The 15,464-nt window shown below is 60.3% G+C and carries 19 protein-coding genes and 1 tRNA gene; 11 read left to right on the plus strand and 9 right to left on the minus strand.

Annotation, left to right across the window (positions count from 1 at the left end):
* Window positions 1–70: 70 nt before the first annotated feature.
* The 6 genes from ACN9MY_RS12850 (at window position 71) to ACN9MY_RS12875 (ending at window position 4,136) form a co-directional block, all read left to right on the plus strand.
* Window positions 71–811: an alpha/beta fold hydrolase gene (locus ACN9MY_RS12850; protein WP_426337428.1), complete on the plus strand. Its 741-nt coding sequence runs from the start codon at window positions 71–73 to the stop codon at window positions 809–811.
* Window positions 812–936: 125 nt separating this feature from the next.
* Window positions 937–1,134 (plus strand): hypothetical protein, encoded by a 198-nt coding sequence (locus tag ACN9MY_RS12855; RefSeq protein WP_426171144.1) that lies wholly within the window; start codon window positions 937–939, stop codon window positions 1,132–1,134.
* A 93-nt stretch (window positions 1,135–1,227) separates the two neighbouring features.
* Window positions 1,228–2,517, plus strand: a complete 1,290-nt coding sequence (gene serS / locus ACN9MY_RS12860; protein ID WP_426322799.1) for a serine--tRNA ligase — start codon at window positions 1,228–1,230, stop codon at window positions 2,515–2,517.
* Between the two features lie 82 nt (window positions 2,518–2,599).
* Window positions 2,600–2,690 (plus strand) — tRNA-Ser (locus ACN9MY_RS12865).
* A gap of 75 nt (window positions 2,691–2,765) precedes the next feature.
* The gene (locus ACN9MY_RS12870; protein ID WP_426322801.1) at window positions 2,766–3,101 is read left to right on the plus strand and encodes a DUF7716 domain-containing protein; all 336 of its coding nucleotides are present in this window, start codon (window positions 2,766–2,768) and stop codon (window positions 3,099–3,101) included.
* A 234-nt stretch (window positions 3,102–3,335) separates the two neighbouring features.
* Window positions 3,336–4,136 carry a hypothetical protein gene (locus tag ACN9MY_RS12875; RefSeq protein WP_426171150.1) on the plus strand — a complete coding sequence of 267 codons (801 nt, stop codon included), beginning with the start codon at window positions 3,336–3,338 and terminating at the stop codon, window positions 4,134–4,136.
* Between the two features lie 4 nt (window positions 4,137–4,140).
* Here the strand turns inward: ACN9MY_RS12875 and arsH are convergent, their stop codons facing one another.
* From arsH to ACN9MY_RS12895, 4 genes are read right to left on the minus strand one after another with little or no spacing between them, the layout of a single operon-like run.
* Entirely contained in the window at window positions 4,141–4,854 is a 714-nt protein-coding gene (arsH, locus tag ACN9MY_RS12880; protein ID WP_426337429.1) for an arsenical resistance protein ArsH, read from the minus strand.
* Between the two features lie 3 nt (window positions 4,855–4,857).
* Entirely contained in the window at window positions 4,858–5,580 is a 723-nt protein-coding gene (locus ACN9MY_RS12885) for an aquaporin (RefSeq protein WP_426337430.1), read from the minus strand.
* Window positions 5,577–6,056, minus strand: coding sequence for an arsenate reductase ArsC (locus ACN9MY_RS12890; RefSeq protein WP_426171154.1), 480 nt, complete (start codon window positions 6,054–6,056; stop codon window positions 5,577–5,579). Before ACN9MY_RS12890 ends, ACN9MY_RS12885 begins: the two co-directional genes overlap by 4 nt.
* The gene (locus ACN9MY_RS12895) at window positions 6,053–6,379 is read right to left on the minus strand and encodes an ArsR/SmtB family transcription factor (protein ID WP_426337431.1); all 327 of its coding nucleotides are present in this window, start codon (window positions 6,377–6,379) and stop codon (window positions 6,053–6,055) included. Before ACN9MY_RS12895 ends, ACN9MY_RS12890 begins: the two co-directional genes overlap by 4 nt.
* A gap of 129 nt (window positions 6,380–6,508) precedes the next feature.
* On the opposite strand from ACN9MY_RS12895, the gene ACN9MY_RS12900 reads away from it, so the two are divergent.
* From ACN9MY_RS12900 to ACN9MY_RS12915, 4 genes are read left to right on the plus strand one after another with little or no spacing between them, the layout of a single operon-like run.
* Window positions 6,509–6,826 (plus strand): ArsR/SmtB family transcription factor, encoded by a 318-nt coding sequence (locus ACN9MY_RS12900; protein ID WP_426171158.1) that lies wholly within the window; start codon window positions 6,509–6,511, stop codon window positions 6,824–6,826.
* A 50-nt stretch (window positions 6,827–6,876) separates the two neighbouring features.
* Window positions 6,877–8,307: an NAD(P)-binding domain-containing protein gene (locus ACN9MY_RS12905; RefSeq protein ID WP_426337432.1), complete on the plus strand. Its 1,431-nt coding sequence runs from the start codon at window positions 6,877–6,879 to the stop codon at window positions 8,305–8,307.
* Window positions 8,308–8,321: 14 nt separating this feature from the next.
* Window positions 8,322–9,215 carry a sterol desaturase family protein gene (locus tag ACN9MY_RS12910; RefSeq protein ID WP_426337433.1) on the plus strand — a complete coding sequence of 298 codons (894 nt, stop codon included), beginning with the start codon at window positions 8,322–8,324 and terminating at the stop codon, window positions 9,213–9,215.
* A 10-nt stretch (window positions 9,216–9,225) separates the two neighbouring features.
* Window positions 9,226–10,407, plus strand: a complete 1,182-nt coding sequence (locus ACN9MY_RS12915; protein WP_426337434.1) for an MFS transporter — start codon at window positions 9,226–9,228, stop codon at window positions 10,405–10,407.
* Between the two features lie 21 nt (window positions 10,408–10,428).
* Here ACN9MY_RS12915 and ACN9MY_RS12920 read toward each other — a convergent pair whose 3' ends face one another.
* The 3 genes from ACN9MY_RS12920 to ACN9MY_RS12930 all read right to left on the minus strand — a co-directional run bounded on the left by ACN9MY_RS12920 (window position 10,429) and on the right by ACN9MY_RS12930 (window position 12,039).
* Complete coding sequence (locus ACN9MY_RS12920) at window positions 10,429–10,926, minus strand: GNAT family N-acetyltransferase (RefSeq protein WP_426337435.1); 498 nt, start codon at window positions 10,924–10,926, stop codon at window positions 10,429–10,431.
* A complete protein-coding gene (locus ACN9MY_RS12925) occupies window positions 10,914–11,372 on the minus strand; it encodes a MarR family winged helix-turn-helix transcriptional regulator (protein ID WP_426337436.1) in 459 nt (152 codons plus the stop codon). The genes ACN9MY_RS12920 and ACN9MY_RS12925 overlap by 13 nt, the downstream gene beginning before the upstream one ends.
* A 94-nt stretch (window positions 11,373–11,466) precedes the next feature.
* Window positions 11,467–12,039 carry a hypothetical protein gene (locus ACN9MY_RS12930; protein WP_426337437.1) on the minus strand — a complete coding sequence of 191 codons (573 nt, stop codon included), beginning with the start codon at window positions 12,037–12,039 and terminating at the stop codon, window positions 11,467–11,469.
* A gap of 128 nt (window positions 12,040–12,167) precedes the next feature.
* On the opposite strand from ACN9MY_RS12930, the gene zwf reads away from it, so the two are divergent.
* Window positions 12,168–13,631 carry a glucose-6-phosphate dehydrogenase gene (gene zwf / locus ACN9MY_RS12935; protein ID WP_426337438.1) on the plus strand — a complete coding sequence of 488 codons (1,464 nt, stop codon included), beginning with the start codon at window positions 12,168–12,170 and terminating at the stop codon, window positions 13,629–13,631.
* Here the strand turns inward: zwf and ACN9MY_RS12940 are convergent.
* Window positions 13,615–14,373, minus strand: a complete 759-nt coding sequence (locus tag ACN9MY_RS12940) for a LytR/AlgR family response regulator transcription factor (protein ID WP_426322826.1) — start codon at window positions 14,371–14,373, stop codon at window positions 13,615–13,617. The two genes, zwf and ACN9MY_RS12940, sit on opposite strands and share 17 nt — an antisense overlap.
* Window positions 14,370–15,446 (minus strand): sensor histidine kinase, encoded by a 1,077-nt coding sequence (locus ACN9MY_RS12945; protein WP_426337439.1) that lies wholly within the window; start codon window positions 15,444–15,446, stop codon window positions 14,370–14,372. Before ACN9MY_RS12945 ends, ACN9MY_RS12940 begins: the two co-directional genes overlap by 4 nt.
* Window positions 15,447–15,464: the final 18 nt, after the last annotated feature.

Genomic DNA, 15,464 nt, shown 5'->3' on the forward strand with positions numbered 1-15,464 from the left:
CCTTAAGCGAAGCGTTTACATTTCTATTGTCCAACGTTAGGATGTTGTAAATATTTTAACGGAGGGCGGGATGTCGCAGCGTCTGACAGTCGATGGAGTGACCGTCCATGTGGATGGTGTGGGAGAGGAAGCCATCATGATGATTCATGGGTGGCCGTATGACCGCAGCCTGTGGGATGCCCAGGTCGCTGCCTTTTCTTCGAGCTATCGCTGTGTGCGGTTCAGCTTCCCCAGCCAAGGCGCCAAGGGCAGCCATACGATCGATGAAGTCGCAAAACTCTACGCCGATACGGTCCAAGCCGTGAATGGCGGCCGCCCCGTGATCCTGATGCTGAGCGACTGGGGCTGCGTGTTCGGCTACCAGTTCGCGCTGCGCTATCCCGAACTGGTGAGCCGGGTGATCAGCGTCGGCATCGGCGGCTCCAGCCAGATGACTTACCGTGCCTCGCTGGACTGGAAAACCCGCTTGCGCCTGGCCTTTGCGCACCGCCGCCTGAAGGCATCCAGCAGCACCAGCCGGGCGGCGCGCGATGCTTGCGACCGCCTGCAATTGCCGCACGCAATTACCTGGCTGCGCGCCGCCACGCCTGCCGCAGGGACGCTGCCATTCAAGCTGCGCTGGCCCATGCTGTACATCTACGGCAAGCGCAAACCGTTCCCGTTCCATACGCGCAGTTTCGAGGCGGCCGTGCAATCCAAGCCGGACAGCCGCGTGATTGCCTTCCGTAGCGGCCACTGGGTCATGCGCGAGCAGCCGGAAGCGTTCAACAGTGCCGTGAAGGGATGGCTTGAGCAGGGCCGTACGGTCTGAAATTTGCATTTCATCCCGTGTTTTTTGCGCTTCGTCGCAAGTGCAAGGCAGGGCAGGGAGGCTTTAGGTACAGTGTAACCATGGAAGCACGGAAGTAGTTCAACACTGACCTGAAGGAGAACATCATGAAAGCCCTGAAACACATGGAAGCGATCTTCGTTATTGCAGCCGCCCTGGCCACCGTCACCAGCTTTGCAACCGCCACCACTCCGGTCCTGCACGTTGCCGCCGACCCGGTTGTTGCCAAGGTGGATACCAGCATTCCAACCGTGGTGGTGGCCGCCAAGCGCCTGACTGCAGCCGAAAAGGCAGCACTGATCTGACAGCACAACGCCGGAGGGCGTAAAACTCGGTTGTTGTGCTGTCATCTTGGTACAATTGCCCCTTTCGATTAAACCTCGTAGCGGCAGCAAAACATGATTGACATCCAACTTCTCCGTAAAGACATTGATACTGTCGCCGCCAAACTGGCGACCCGCAAGTTCCAGCTCGACGTAGCCGGCTTCAATGCCCTGGAAGGCGAACGCAAAGCCATCCAGATGCGCACCGAAGAACTGCAAAGCAAGCGCAATTCGCTGGCCAAACAGATCGGCATGTTGAAGGGCAAAGGGGAAGATGCCTCCGCCGTGATGGCCGAAGCAGCCAGCCTGCCCGAAGAACTGAAGGCCAACGAAAGCAAGCTGGCCGAAGTGCTGGCCAAGATGAATGCATTCCTGCAGGCTGTACCGAACCTGCCGCACGAATCCGTGCCGGCCGGTGCCGATGAAACGGCCAACGTGGAAGTCCGCAAATTCGGCACTCCGCGCAGCTTCGACTTTGAAGTCAAAGACCACGCAGACGTAGGCGCGGCACTGGGCCTGGATTTCGAAACCGCCGTCAAACTGACCGGCTCCCGCTTCAGCGTCATGAAAGGCGGCATCGCTCGCATGCACCGCGCGCTGGCGCAGTTCATGCTGGACACCCACACCGACAAGCACGGCTACACCGAGTGCTACACCCCGTACATGGTCAACGCGGAATCGCTCCTGGGCACCGGCCAACTGCCGAAGTTCGAAGCGGACCTGTTCTCGGTGAAGAAGGGCGGCGCCGAAGGCGAAGGCCAGAACTTCTACCTGATCCCGACCTCCGAAGTGTCGTTGACCAATATGGTGCGCGACGAGATCGTGGCAGTCGAAACGCTGCCGATCAAGGTCACCGCCCACACTCCATGCTTCCGTTCGGAAGCCGGTTCGGCAGGCCGCGACACCAAGGGCATGATTCGCCAGCACCAGTTCGACAAGGTTGAACTGGTCCAGGTCGTGCATCCGGATAAGTCGTACGAAGCGCTGGAAGAAATGGTCGGACACGCCGAAACCATCCTGCAGGCCCTGGGCCTGCCATACCGCGTAATGCAGCTGTGCACCGGCGACATGGGCTTTGGCGCCGCCAAGACCTACGACCTGGAAGTGTGGCTGCCGGCGCAGAACACCTACCGTGAAATTTCTTCGCTGTCGAACTGCGAAGCCTTCCAGGCGCGCCGCATGCAGGCCCGCTTCCGCAACGCGCAAGGCAAGCCGGAACTGCTGCACACCTTGAATGGCTCCGGCTTGGCAGTGGGCCGCACCCTGGTCGCCGTGCTGGAAAACTACCAGCAGGCCGACGGTTCCGTGGATATTCCAGCCGTGCTGCAGCCTTATATGGGCGGCCTGACGAAGCTCGTCGCATAAAGTTGAAAATAGCCCTTCCTTTTTTCGGAAGGGCTGCTATAATCTTGGCTCTCAACGGCGACCACCGTTAAATGCAGTACCTGGAGAGGTGGCAGAGTGGTCGAATGTACCTGACTCGAAATCAGGCGTAGGGTGTCCCCCTACCGTGGGTTCGAATCCCACCCTCTCCGCCAGAACACTGAAAAAGCCCTCGAGCGATCGAGGGCTTTTTCTTTTTCTTCGTCCAAATTTGCGCAGGAGGAAGCACAATGCAGGCATTCAAAGGATTTGCGGCACTGGTAAGTGGTGTTGAGAACTTTCCCGATTCCGGTGGGCTTTACACAAAGCCAAAGATCGACCGCAAAACAATTATGGATGCCGAGTTCGTAGTCATTCCGAGCATGGAGATGGAAGAGTGCATGGATGAAGAGGGCGGATATATTCCGGAGCAGTTGGCAGGGAAAGGCTACGTCGAATGGCTGGAGGCACCGATGGTTCGTGCCGTGGTCAGTAACAAACTTCAGCACTCCCCCCTGGCATCGACGGCGGAGATTGTCGATGCCATGTTCTACTATCTTGAATACGACACCTTTAAGGATGCGTAGTTGCCGCGTGCCGCGCAGCAGGATCTTTCAAACTGAGGGACGCAAATTGGCGAAAACCTATCATGGATTTATTGCGCTGAGAAATGCAGTCGATGACATGCTTCCCGCTGGAGATCGGCTTGAGAGGGACGCGAAGGCTCCACTGCACGATATCGTTGAAGCCGTCTTTCATTTTGAGAAATACGACACCTTCAAGGATTCAGAGTACTGAGGATTAACTGTTGAGGAATGACTATGGGTGCCTGGGGCCCTGCGCTATATTCGGATGACACGACATGCGAAGTGCGCGATGCATACATCGAAAATCTGAAGTTGGGGCGATCCGACACGGAAGCCTATGAGCAAATACTGCACGGTTATGCCGATCTGGCCGACGACCGCGAGGTCATGTGCCTCGTGTATTTCGCATTGGCGGATACAGCATGGAAGTATGGACGCCTCCACGAACATATCAGGGCTCGCGCACTTGATCTGATCGGCCAGGGTGGCGACATATCTGTTTGGGAGCGCGACGCGCCAGGTGAAGTTTCGGCACGACGAAAAGTACTGCGCACCCTGGAGGCGAGGCTGCTGTCTAAGCAACCAGAGCCCCGGCAGATCAAGGTATCAAAGCCCAAGCCGAAGAAGATCCGATGTAGCGCACCTGTCGGCTCGGTGTTTACGCTGGACTTGCCCAGCAAATACAGGGCCTTCCTGGCGTTGGTGGGGTTTATCGATCTCGGGAAAAGCGTAGATCCTGTGTTTTCGATACTGGACTGGCGCAGTCATCACCTGCCATCCGACGCGGAGCTCAATGAGGCGGCGCGAAAAACCCTCCCTGTCAAATCGGGACTTGGCGATCAAGCGCATTGGGGCATTTTCCCCAAGGACGAGCGAAAGAATGTCATGGCCTGCCTCCAGCAGACCAGGCACTCGCTTACCATCAACATGCCATACGACCCCTCGAAGGTAGTGTTTACGTATCCGGAGTCGCTTGCTGATGATATCGATGCCCACTATGCTGCCCATGGCCCGGCAGCGCGAGGAGAACCCTGAAAACTCAGAGCCTTTCGATCTGGCGATTGATGGCGGCTCGCGCCCGTTCGTTTCGTTCGCTGTAACGGTCGGTCAGGTAATCGCTTCGTCCGCGCATCAGTAATGTAAGCTTGAACAGTTCTTCCATCACATCGACGACCCGGTCGTAGTAGGCGGACGGGCGCATCCTACCCGCATCGTCGAACTCCTTGTAAGCCATTGGCACGGACGACTGGTTCGGGATCGTGAACATGCGCATCCAGCGGCCGAGCAGGCGCAGCGTGTTCACCACATTGAACGACTGCGAGCCGCCACACACCTGCATGACAGCCAGCGTGCGCCCCTGGCTTGGACGCACAGCTCCTTGTTCCAGCGGTATCCAGTCGATCTGGTTCTTCATCACGGCAGTGATTGCGCCGTGCCTCTCAGGGCTGCACCAGACCTGGCCTTCCGACCAAAGGCAAAGCTCCCTCAGTTCTACCACTTTGGGGTGCGTTTCGGGCACGCTGCCAACCATCGGCAGTTCCATCGGATCGAAGATTCTGACTTCGGCGCCGAAGTGTTCGAGGATGCGCGCGGCTTCGAAGGTCAGGAACCGGCTGAATGAGCGCTCGCGCAACGAGCCGTATAGCATCAGGATGCGCGGCGGATGGTTCATGTCACCTTGCGGCGCCAACTTGTCCAGGCTGGGAGCGTCGAGAAGCTCTGCTTTGATGTTCGGAAGTTCAGGGATGTTCATGCGTCAGTGCTTTTCGAGAGAGTCTGCAAAATCGCCGGGTGCTACAGTACCGCCAACGGTGGCATCGGCGGGCGGGGCTGGGTAGAGCCAGCAAAACAATGCAGTGGCTGCGACCATGCCCGCCAACTGAGCCAGGATGAAGCCAGGCGCATCGGCGGGGCGAATGCCGGCGAAGGTGTTGCTTGCTGCGCGGGCCAGCGTCACGGCAGGATTGGCGAACGACGTCGAGGACGTGAACCAGTAAGCGGCAGTGATGTACGCGGCCACGGCAAACGGCGTGACGGCGGGGCGGCTGCGGGAGCAGCCGATAATCACGCCGATCAGGCCGAACGTGGCGATAAATTCGCTCCACCATTGCGCGGGACCAGAGCGTACATGTTCGGACGCGAAGAACAGCGCTTCACCGAACATGCCGTGAGCTGCCGCCACGCCTGCGAATGCACCGGCTAGCTGCACCGCGATGTAAGGCAGGACTTCAGCCGCGGGAACATTGCGCTGCCAGGCCTCCGACAACGTCACGACGGGATTGAAGTGCGCGCCGGAGATGGTGCCGAACATCAGGATCAGGGCCACGAGTCCTGCACCGGTCGCAATCGTGTTGGCCAGCAGGGCGATGGCCACATTGCCGCCCGCAAGGCGTTCGGCCATGATGCCGGAACCGACCACCACCGCCAACAGCATGGCTGTGCCGAGTGCCTCGGCGACCAGGCGCCGAGAGAACGTCATGGCTGCACCTTCCCAATGCGTTCCAGCTCCGCTTTCATGCGTACCGGATCCTTCTTCAGTTCCTCCAGCGGCAGTGCGAAGAAGGTTTCGATGCGGTGGCGCAGGATGCGGTATGCCTTCATGAACGCGGCGTCGATTTCTTCGTCGGTGCCGGTCGCGTGTGCCGGGTCTTCAACCCCCCAATGGGCGCGCATGACTGGGCCAAGGTAGGCCGGGCAGGTTTCGCCTGCGGCGCTGCCACAGACGGTGATCACGATGTCCGGGGTGACCGGCAGGCTGTCCCAGGACTTGCTGTGATAGCCCTTGGTTGAGATGCCTTCGCGCTCCAGCAATGCCAGCGAACGTGGGTGGACGTAACCTGCAGGCTTGCTGCCTGCGCTGATTGCATGCCAGCCAGCTGGAGCGAGGTGGTTGAAGGTGGCTTCGCCGAGGATGGAGCGGCAGGAGTTGCCGGTGCAGAGGATCAGGACGTTCATGGTTTGCAGGATTTGATGGTGGAGGATGGGGCGCAGCTTTGTCCGCCGCAGCAGTTGTCGGTCAAGAAGGAAAGCACGCCGTTCATGGTGTCAAAGTTGGCGCTGTAGATAATGAAGCGGCCTTCCTGTCGCGGCTCGATCAAGCCCGCATTGGTCAGCTCTTTCAGGTGGAACGACAGCGAGGATGGGGCAATATCCAACTGTTCACCGATCTTGCTTGCTGCCAGGCCTTGCGGGCCGGTCTGGACCAGTAGCCGGAAGGTGTTGAGCCTGGACTCTTGCGACAGTGCCCCTAAGGCGGTCAATACGGCTTTCGTTTCCATGGTGCGGCTTTCTTTAAAGGTGTGGCCTGATTATGGCACAACGATACGACAGTTCAAAGAATATCGAAATATCTTGACAGCTTGATGACATGGACGCTAACCTTTGTTCGTAGATTGACGAATCGCTTGATGAATATGCTTAGCTGCTGCACCTCCAACCCCAAAACTGACCTGCCCGAGCTGGATGCCGACGAGGTGGCCATGCTGTGCAAGGCGTTGGCGCATCCTGCTCGCGTACAGTTGTTGCGCTACCTGGCAGCGTACGGGGCTTGCTACTTTGGCAGCCTGGCCGATGTGTTGCCATTGGCGCCCTCGACCATTTCGCAGCATGTCACCATCCTCAAGCAGGCGGGGCTGATTCTTGGTTCCGCCGACGAACAGCGCGTCTGTTATTGCGTCAATCCCGAACGGCTGGAGCAGTTCAAGCAGTTGATCGGCAGCTTGTAAAAAATTTGTCTATTTATTCGTAATTCGACGAACTTCGAAAGGAGCGCATCATGGTGCAATTGAATGATCTCCCCGTCGCTGTGCTGGGAGCTGGCCCCGTCGGTTTGGCTGCCGCTTCACACCTCTTTCAGCGCGGCCTGCGCCCAATCATCTTTGAGCGTGGGCTTGAAGCAGGCGCTAACCTGAATACCTACCGGCATGTGCGCTTGTTCTCGCCATGGCAATACAACATCGACAAGGCCGCGCGCCAGCTGCTGGAGCGTCATGGTTGGCGGGCGCCTGCCGAAGATGGCTTGCCGACCGCGGGGGAGTTGCTGGACTCCTATCTTGCGCCGTTGTCGAAAGTGCCTGAATTGGCTGGTGCGTTGAAGCTTGGTCATAAAATTATCCAGGTAACGCGCCAAGGGTTTGACAAGGTCAAAAGCCGTGGCCGGGAGTTGGCGCCGTTTGTGATCCGCGTGGCGGGGCCAGATGGTGAGGCAGACTACCTGGCGCGGGCAGTCATTGACGCCACTGGCACGTGGTCGAACCCGAATCCGCTCGGCGCCAACGGCATTCCTGCCCTGGGCGAGAAGGAACTGCACGACCGCATCGCCTACGGCATGCCGGATGTGGCGGGCGGGCAGCGATCCGACTACGCAGGCAAACGCACCTTGGTCGTAGGTGCAGGCCACTCTGCAGCCGGCACCTTGCTGGCGCTGGCTGAACTGGCGGAATCCGTTCCCGGCACATCGATTGTCTGGGCGACGCGCGGCGATCAACTGGCTCGCGTCTTCGGCGGTGGGGAAGCTGATGGACTCCCGGCTCGTGGCCAGCTTGGCCTTCGGCTCAAGGCATTGCGCGACTCTGGCAAGCTGGAGCTGCATACCAATTTCCGAATGGTCGCGTTGCAGGAGTGGGCTGGAGCTATCACGGTTGTCTGTGACAAGCCGGATGGCCAGCAACAGGTGATCAACGAAGTCGATCGTATCGTCGCAGCGACAGGCGCGCGCCCGAACCTGGACCTGACCCGTGAAATGCGTGTTCGGCACGATCCTTGGCTGGAAAGCACGGATGCGCTGGCTCCGCTGATCGACCCGAACGAACATAGCTGCGGCACCGTGCGTCCACACGGGCACCGGGAACTGGCCCACCCCGAGGCGGGATACTACGCAGTCGGCGCCAAGAGTTATGGCCGTGCGCCGAACTTCCTGATGGCGACGGGTTATGAGCAGGTGCGGTCGGTCGTGGCGAGGCTGGCCGGCGACATGGCCGCCGCCGATGACGTTCAACTGGACCTGCCGGAAACTGGCGTGTGCAACACGCGCCTCGCGTATGAAGGCGAGGCCGAACCCGGCGACGGCTGCTGTGGTGGTCCGGCCATCGATGCCGGCACGGCGTGCTGCGCTTTGGACGAGGCGGAAAAGGCCAAAGGACAGCCTGGTTGTTCGTCGTCGGCCGCTTGCAGCCCACGGTCGAAAGCAGGCGCGTGCTGCATATAAGTCGGGGAGGTAGCGTGATAAAGACTTTGCTCGCACGCTTTTTCCTGCCAATGGCGCTGGCGTTGAATTCCGGAGTCTTCCTGGTGGCCAGGAAAATTGGCGGAAGCCTTGAACTTGCTGTCGTGATCCCGAGCGCTCTGGTTCTCGCCGCTGCAGGATTTGCAGAGCGGAACATGACATACCGCCCTGATTGGAAAACAGGGCAGGGCGACCTGAGTACGGACATCACCAGCGCGGCGCTGCTGTTTGGCGTAGTCGATCCGCTACTGAAGTGGCTACTGCCGGTACCGGTGCTGGCGCTGGCGGGAGCGCAGGCGATGGAGATTGGTGCTGCAGTCTTCCCCGCCGATTTGCCCTTCGCCACGCAAGTCCTGGTCGCCACCCTGTTGGCCGAGTACACGAGTTATTGGTCGCACCGCTTGCATCATCGCCTGCCTTCATTGTGGTGGCTGCATGCCCTGCACCATGGCAGCCAGCGCCTGTATTGGCTTAATAACTTCCGCATCCATCCCTTGAACTATGCCATCAACTACATTCTGGGCTTTGCACCGCTTCTGTTAATCGGCACGCCGCCGGACGTGGTGCTTGGCTACCTTGCGCTGACTTATCCCGTCTTGATGACGCAACATGCGAACCTGCCGCTACGGAGCGGATGGTTGAACTATGTGTTCAGCACCAATGAAGTTCATCGTTGGCACCATGCCGATAACGCCAGGGACGGCGACCGGAATTTTGGCCGTGCTTTGGTGGTCTGGGATATGGTGTTTGGCACCTACCGCTATCATGCAAAAGGCAATGATCCTGCTGCGGTAGGCCTGTATCGGCCGACCACGTATCCGGCCAGGTCGTCTTTCGCAAAACAGGTGTGGTCGATGTTCTTGCCTGGCTGCTGCAAGGCTGCGAACTGAAGGAGGTGAAATGCAAATACGGAAGCCTGTTGCAGTTCTGGCGGTAACGCAGGTAATTTCATGGGGAATGTTGTACTACGCCTTCGGCATCCTGGCCAGCCGAATCCAGGCTGACCTGGCGCTGACGGCGAGCCAGACTTTTGGTGCATTCTCCTGGAGCGTGCTGGTGGCGGGGCTTGCTGCAACGCCGGTCGGCATTGCGATTGACCGGCATGGCGGTCGCTGGATCATGGTGGCGGGGTCCATGGCCGCTGGTTTGGGCTTGTGGTGCCTTGCGGTTGCCGGGTCGTACGCCACCTATATGGCCGCCTGGACCTTGATTGGCGCTGCAATGTCGCTCACCCTGTACGAGGCAGCCTTTGCAACGCTGAATGGCTCCCTCGCCAATGATGGTGCAAGGGCCATATCGACAGTCACCTTGCTGGGCGGCCTTGCCAGTACAGCATTTTGGCCACTGACCGAGGCCTTGGAGGTGCATTTGGGCTGGCGAGATACATTAACGCTCTACGCGCTTGTGCAACTGCTGGTTTGTGCGCCATTGCATTGCCTTCTTGACGGCGCGCACCAGCAGAAGGCGTTCGCATCATGTCACGCCGGTGCGACACTGCAGCAAGCCATCCGACAGCCACAATTCTGGCTTCTGGCCGCGGCTTTTGCGATTAACGCATTCATCTTTGCTGCGATTTCCGTCCACCTGATCCGCGTCATGCGGGCCTTGGGACATTCGATGGAGCTTGCCTTGATGCTGGCGGCCTTGATTGGACCGATGCAGGTGGCAGGACGGCTTATCGAGCGTACCTGGGGCAACGGAAGGCCGCCGACGATCGTGGGAATCTATACGTTCGCAGCATTGCCGGTGGCGCTGTTCGCGGTTGCTGCATTTGGAAGCCAGGCTTGGGGTGTCGCGGCTTTCTGCCTGCTGTATGGACTCAGCAATGGGGTGCTTACTATTCTGCGCGGAACGTTACCGGCAGCGATGTTCGGCCGTCTGCATTACGGGGCGATATCCGGCGCGCTTGCGGCGCCGGCGCTGCTGGCCAAGGCCAGTGGGCCGCTAGTGTTCGCAATGTCGTTTGACGTGATCCGCCCTCGTCAAGTACTGATTCTCCTGCTCGTGATGTCGCTCATTTCCTTCGCAGTGTTCATGCAGGCCATCCGGAAACGCGTTCGCCATTCAATGGCAGCGGTATAGCGCCAGAAGCGTGACGGCCAGTCAGCAAACGTCGCCGGTAACGCGGCGTTCCACCAGCACGACATCGCGCCAGACGCCATGTAACTGCCCCATCCTTTCCCTTCGGCCGACCTGGCGGAACCCGACGCTTGCATGCACAGCCAGGCTCGCGACATTCTCCGGAAATATGCCAGCTTGCAAAGTCCAGAAACCGTGTTGTTCCGAGGCCGATACCAATTCCCGCATCAGGGCCTTGCCAACCCCTTGTCCGTGGACAGACTGTGTTACGTAGACACTGACTTCAGCCACGCCGCGGTAGACCGGTCGAGCCGATATCGCCGCCAGGACTGCCCAGCCGACGACGGAATCGCCTTGCACGGCAACCAGGCGGCAGGCCTGCAAATGGTTGGCGTCCCATTGTTCCCAGTCTGGTGCTTCGGTCTGAAAGGTCGAATTTCCGCTGGCAATACCTTCGAGATAGATGCTGCGGACCGCAGGCCAATCCTCCGGACGCATGGGGCGTAACGTTATTTCTGGCATTTGACCCTCGATCTTTCATCAGGTGCGCTCAGCGCGGCGTGCAAGGTTTGCAAAGCATTGCGCAGCGCGGCCCTTTGTGCAGGTGGAACATCCGCTAGCAAGCCTTCTACATGTTGATTCAGTTGGAGATTCAAGGAAGCAGCGCGAGCTTTGCCTTTGGCTGTGAGCGACAGCATGACACTGCGTCTATCGCGCTGGCTCGGTTCCTTCGACAGGCATCCTTCCATGCAAAGGCCGTCCACAGCTCGGCTGATCCATGCTTTGTCCAGGCCGAGGCGATTGACCAATGCTTGTTGTGGCAGGGGCGTTTCGCGCAGCAATTCGTTGAGTATGTGGCAGCGTACCGTCTGTCCACCGTCCATGCACCCTGCGTTTTCTCTTTGGTCGCGAACGAATAGGCGCACGACGTCGCGGAAAAGCTGAGCAGTGTTTTCGTTGGTACTCATGGCGGATTGGTTGTGTTAGTCAACCAATTTTAGTTTTTGCACCGACTGGTTGTCAAGAACAACTAAATTCCCGGCGCCGGTGCTGGTCACAGGATCATTCGACAGGTATCTTGACTCGCCATTTGCCTTTGCCCCAGGTGGTCTGGACGGCCTGGCGGCAGATCACATCGACACTGTTCCTGGCGCCGTCCCGCCATTCGACGGCGAGGGGGACCGCGCATTTGGGCACCTGGGTCTCATTTGCCGGGTATCCGGCCTTGCGGTTCGATTTGCGCCGCGCGTTTTCGCGGCGTACGAATGTGCTCGCCGCTTTGTGGATATGGTAGTTCAGCTGCTCGCTCTCGCTGTAGACGTCGACCGCGGCCTTCCAGGTGCGCTTGTAGGCCGATGGATCGGTGCGGTCGCAACTCACCGTCACGCTTTTCCGGGCTTCGTATATGGCCCAGGTCGCACCCAGGGGGACGAGGCAGGTTTCAAACATCATCCTGATATCGGGGCCGAGTGGCCGCCAGTCGGTCTTGTCGCGGATGTTCTGCTGGTCCAGGAATCGTTTTGCGGCCGCCTGGATCGCACACAGTTCGCGTTCGGGACCGCCGTTTTCGGGGCGATAGTAAGGCGGCTCGCAAACTACTCCACCTGCCCAAGAGGGAAGGGCCACGAGCAGCACGGCGCCCCCAATCGCTGATCTTAACAGTCCTGGCAAACCTCCTCCTTTGTCGTCGTCCTGCCGCCCGGCGAGAGTTTGGGTATTATTATCAATCCGACCCGCTACCACCAACACTTTTGAGCCTCGACATGACCTCTGCTCCACAATTCGACTCCAGCCTGCCCCTCGACATGATCATCTTCGGCGGGGTGGGCGACCTGGCCATGCGCAAGCTGCTGCCGGCGCTGTATATGGCGCACCTGCACGGCAACCTGCCACCCGGGACCCGCATCATTTCCACCGGCCGCCAGGACTACGACCGCGCGGCCTACCTGGCCTTCGTCGAGGAGCATTCGCGTCCCTTCATCAGCGGGGAGAATTTCACGGACGAGGCCTGGCGCAGTTTCCTGCAGTTGCTGGAGTTTGTGCGGGTCGATGTGGAAAAAGACGGCATGGCGCCGCTGGCCAAGGTCTCGCGTCCTGGTGCAGAACGGGTTTTCTACCTGGCCACGGCGCCGTCGCTGTTTACCACCATCTGCGACAAGTTGGCCGAAGCCGGCCTGGTTGACCGCAACGCGCGCGTGGTGCTCGAAAAGCCGCTTGGCCGCGACCTGGCGTCAGCGGTAGAGATCAACGAAGCGGTCGGCAAGCATTTCGAAGAGTCGCAGATTTACCGCATCGACCACTACCTGGGCAAGGAAACCGTGCAGAACCTGATGGTGCTGCGCTTTGGGAATTCGATCCTGGAGCCGCTGTGGCGTGCGCCGAATATCACCAGTGTGCAGATCACGGTTGCCGAAGAAGTCGGCGTGGGCAGCCGCGCTGGCTTCTACGACAGCGCCGGCGCCATGCGCGACATGGTGCAGAACCACTTGCTGCAGCTGCTGTGCATCGTTGCGATGGAACCGCCTGCCTCGCTGGCGCCGGATGCGGTGCGCGACGAGAAGCTCAAGGTCCTGCGCTCGCTGCGCCGCTTCAGCCTTGCCTCGATCGCACGCGACACCGTCCGGGGCCAGTACGTGCGCGGCGTGAGCGGCAATCAGGAAGTGCCGGGCTACCTGGAGGAGCGTAACGTGCCGCAGGGCAGCAGCACTGAAACCTTCGTGGCGATGCGCGCTTACGTCGATACCTGGCGCTGGTCCAAGGTACCGTTCTATCTGCGTACCGGCAAGCGCATGGCGCGCCGCTCGTCCAAGATCGTGATCGAATTCGCCAACCCGCCGTTCCCGCTGTTCCCTGAGACGCCGGGCGGGGTAGCCAACCGGTTGGTGATCGAACTGCAGCCGGAAGAAGCGATCAAGCTGCAGCTCATGGCAAAGCAGCCCGGCAGCGGCATGCAAATGCAGCAGGTGGCGCTGAACCTGGACCTGCAATCCGCATTCTCGCAGCGCAGGGCCGAAGCTTACGAGCGCCTGCTGATCGACGTGGTGCGAGGCCGCCTGACCCACTTCATGCGCCGCGACGAACTGGAAGCTGCATGGGAATGGGCCGATCCGATCATCAACGGCTGGAGCGCCCTGGCCGAGAAGCCGAATCCTTATGCTGCCGGCACCTGGGGCCCGTCGGAATCGTTCGCGCTGCTGGCGCGCGATGGCTTCAGCTGGGTAGAGTAGGCCGCGCGAGGCGGTCTTTTACCGCCGCGGCATAACGTTCGCTGACCGGCAGTTGCGCACCGCCGGCCAGTGTCAGTTCGTGGCTTCCTTCCTGGAGCTGGCGAACGGCCAGCATTTCGCTGCTGCGCACCAGGATGCGGCGGTGAATACGAAGGAATTGCGCCGGGTCCAGGTAGCGCTCCAGCTCCGTCAAGGTGCTGCGGTGCAGGAAGGTACGCTGCGGCAGGTGCAGTTCCACATAATTTCCCGCGGATTCGATCCACAGCACTTCCGACAGGTTGACCCGGTCTATCCTGCCGACCGAGCGCACAGCCAGTTCGGTCCAGTAGCCGGGGCGGGGATCGACGAAGCCGCGCAGGGCTTGCGTGTATGCGGCGCGCTGGTCGAGCAGCTTGGCGGCGCGTTCCAGGGCCTGCTGCAGCCGGCGTTCATCCACAGGCTTGACGATGTAGTCGAGCGCGTGGACGTCGAATGCTTCCAGGGCGTGGCCCCGGTGTGCCGTCACGAACACGATCAAGGGCGGCAGTTCGCGCCGGCTCAGTTCACGCGCAAAGTCGAGCCCCGACTCCACCGGCATTTGCACGTCGAGCAGCACGATATCCGCGCCGCCGGTGTCCAGGAAGGTGCGTGCGGCCGAGGCGCTGGCGCATTCCGCCACGATCTCCCATCCCGGCAATGCCTCCAGGGCAAACCGGAGGTTGGTGCGGGCGTGCGCCTCATCGTCCACGATCAGCGCTTTCACGGCTGCGGCCTCCAGGGAAGGGAAAGCTCCGCCAGGAAGCGGCCGCCGGTGCGCGACGTCGCCAGGGTGGCTGCATCGCCGTAGGCCAGCTGGAGGCGCGCGCGAATGCCGCGCAGGCCAATGCCCAGGCCTGCCGAAGGCGCAGCGTGCATGCGGGCCGGATTCGATACTTGTACCGTGAGCCGGTCACCATGCCGCGTGAACGCCATGTCGATATCGCTGTCGCCTTCATGGCATTCAAGGTCGTGGCGCAAGGCATTTTCGATCAGCGGCTGCAGTAGCATTGGAGGGCAATCGATGCCGTCGTCCAGCAAATGGGCGCCTGCAATGCGTACCTTCAGGCGCTCGCCGAAACGCAGGCGCTGCAAGTCCAGGTAGCTGCGGACAAATTCCAGCTCCTTGCCGGCCGCCACCCAATCGCTTTCGCTGCTCGTCAAGGCATACTCCAGCAGATCCCCCAGCCGGGACAGGGCGTCCAGTGCGAGCGCCTTGTCGTCCATGCGCACCAGGGCGCCGATCGCGCTCAAGGTGTTGAAGATGAAGTGCGGTTCAAGCTGGCCGCGCAAGGCGGCCAAGCGCTGGCGTTCAAGCGAAAGCAGGGCCTGGGCCAGTTGCCGGTCTTGCTGCCGGCGCTGGCGCCACAGCAGGAGCGCCACCACGACGCCAAAAGCCATCGTCAGCAGCACGTACTCGATAAACCACTCGAGTTTGTCCATCGTGGCCACGTAGGTCCAGGCGTTTCCAAAGGTCGGGTCGATGTCGAATTTGAAGCAGCGGCGGAATGCCAGCCCAAGCATTGCAGTGGGCCAGCCTACTGCGAGATAGGCAAGGTAGCCAAGGCCGACGCGGCGCATGCTGGCGAGCCATTCCGGATGGCGGCGGTAGACCATGTACAGCATATAGCTTTGCAACATCATCGCCGAGTAGCCAACCCACCAGCCGGCGGTCATCTGCCAGTAGCTGCGGGTGTCGCCGCTTTCGATACGTTCGCCGTAGGTGGTGATGCCGGCCAGCGCGCAGACCAGCGTCCACAGCGCGAAGTTGGCCAGCAAGGCGCGCAGCCAGGCTGGCATTGAATGTAGTCGGTCCAT

This window comes from Pseudoduganella sp. R-31 (assembly GCF_049913235.1).
In the GTDB taxonomy this organism is placed as follows: Bacteria; Pseudomonadota; Gammaproteobacteria; order Burkholderiales; family Burkholderiaceae_D; genus Rugamonas.

Coding starts and splice junctions, on each gene's coding strand:
- ACN9MY_RS12890 (WP_426171154.1), bottom strand. CDS start 6,056: ATGAACGTCCTGATCCTCTGCACCGGCAACTCCTGCCGCTCCATCCTC.
- zwf (WP_426337438.1), top strand. CDS start 12,168: ATGACCTCTGCTCCACAATTCGACTCCAGCCTGCCCCTCGACATGATC.
- ACN9MY_RS12855 (WP_426171144.1), top strand. CDS start 937: ATGAAAGCCCTGAAACACATGGAAGCGATCTTCGTTATTGCAGCCGCC.
- ACN9MY_RS12895 (WP_426337431.1), bottom strand. CDS start 6,379: ATGGAAACGAAAGCCGTATTGACCGCCTTAGGGGCACTGTCGCAAGAG.
- ACN9MY_RS12900 (WP_426171158.1), top strand. CDS start 6,509: ATGAATATGCTTAGCTGCTGCACCTCCAACCCCAAAACTGACCTGCCC.
- arsH (WP_426337429.1), bottom strand. CDS start 4,854: ATGAACATCCCTGAACTTCCGAACATCAAAGCAGAGCTTCTCGACGCT.
- ACN9MY_RS12850 (WP_426337428.1), top strand. CDS start 71: ATGTCGCAGCGTCTGACAGTCGATGGAGTGACCGTCCATGTGGATGGT.
- ACN9MY_RS12920 (WP_426337435.1), bottom strand. CDS start 10,926: ATGCCAGAAATAACGTTACGCCCCATGCGTCCGGAGGATTGGCCTGCG.
- ACN9MY_RS12870 (WP_426322801.1), top strand. CDS start 2,766: ATGCAGGCATTCAAAGGATTTGCGGCACTGGTAAGTGGTGTTGAGAAC.
- ACN9MY_RS12885 (WP_426337430.1), bottom strand. CDS start 5,580: ATGACGTTCTCTCGGCGCCTGGTCGCCGAGGCACTCGGCACAGCCATG.
- ACN9MY_RS12905 (WP_426337432.1), top strand. CDS start 6,877: ATGGTGCAATTGAATGATCTCCCCGTCGCTGTGCTGGGAGCTGGCCCC.
- ACN9MY_RS12945 (WP_426337439.1), bottom strand. CDS start 15,446: ATGCCAGCCTGGCTGCGCGCCTTGCTGGCCAACTTCGCGCTGTGGACG.
- ACN9MY_RS12875 (WP_426171150.1), top strand. CDS start 3,336: ATGGGTGCCTGGGGCCCTGCGCTATATTCGGATGACACGACATGCGAA.
- ACN9MY_RS12915 (WP_426337434.1), top strand. CDS start 9,226: ATGCAAATACGGAAGCCTGTTGCAGTTCTGGCGGTAACGCAGGTAATT.
- serS (WP_426322799.1), top strand. CDS start 1,228: ATGATTGACATCCAACTTCTCCGTAAAGACATTGATACTGTCGCCGCC.
- ACN9MY_RS12925 (WP_426337436.1), bottom strand. CDS start 11,372: ATGAGTACCAACGAAAACACTGCTCAGCTTTTCCGCGACGTCGTGCGC.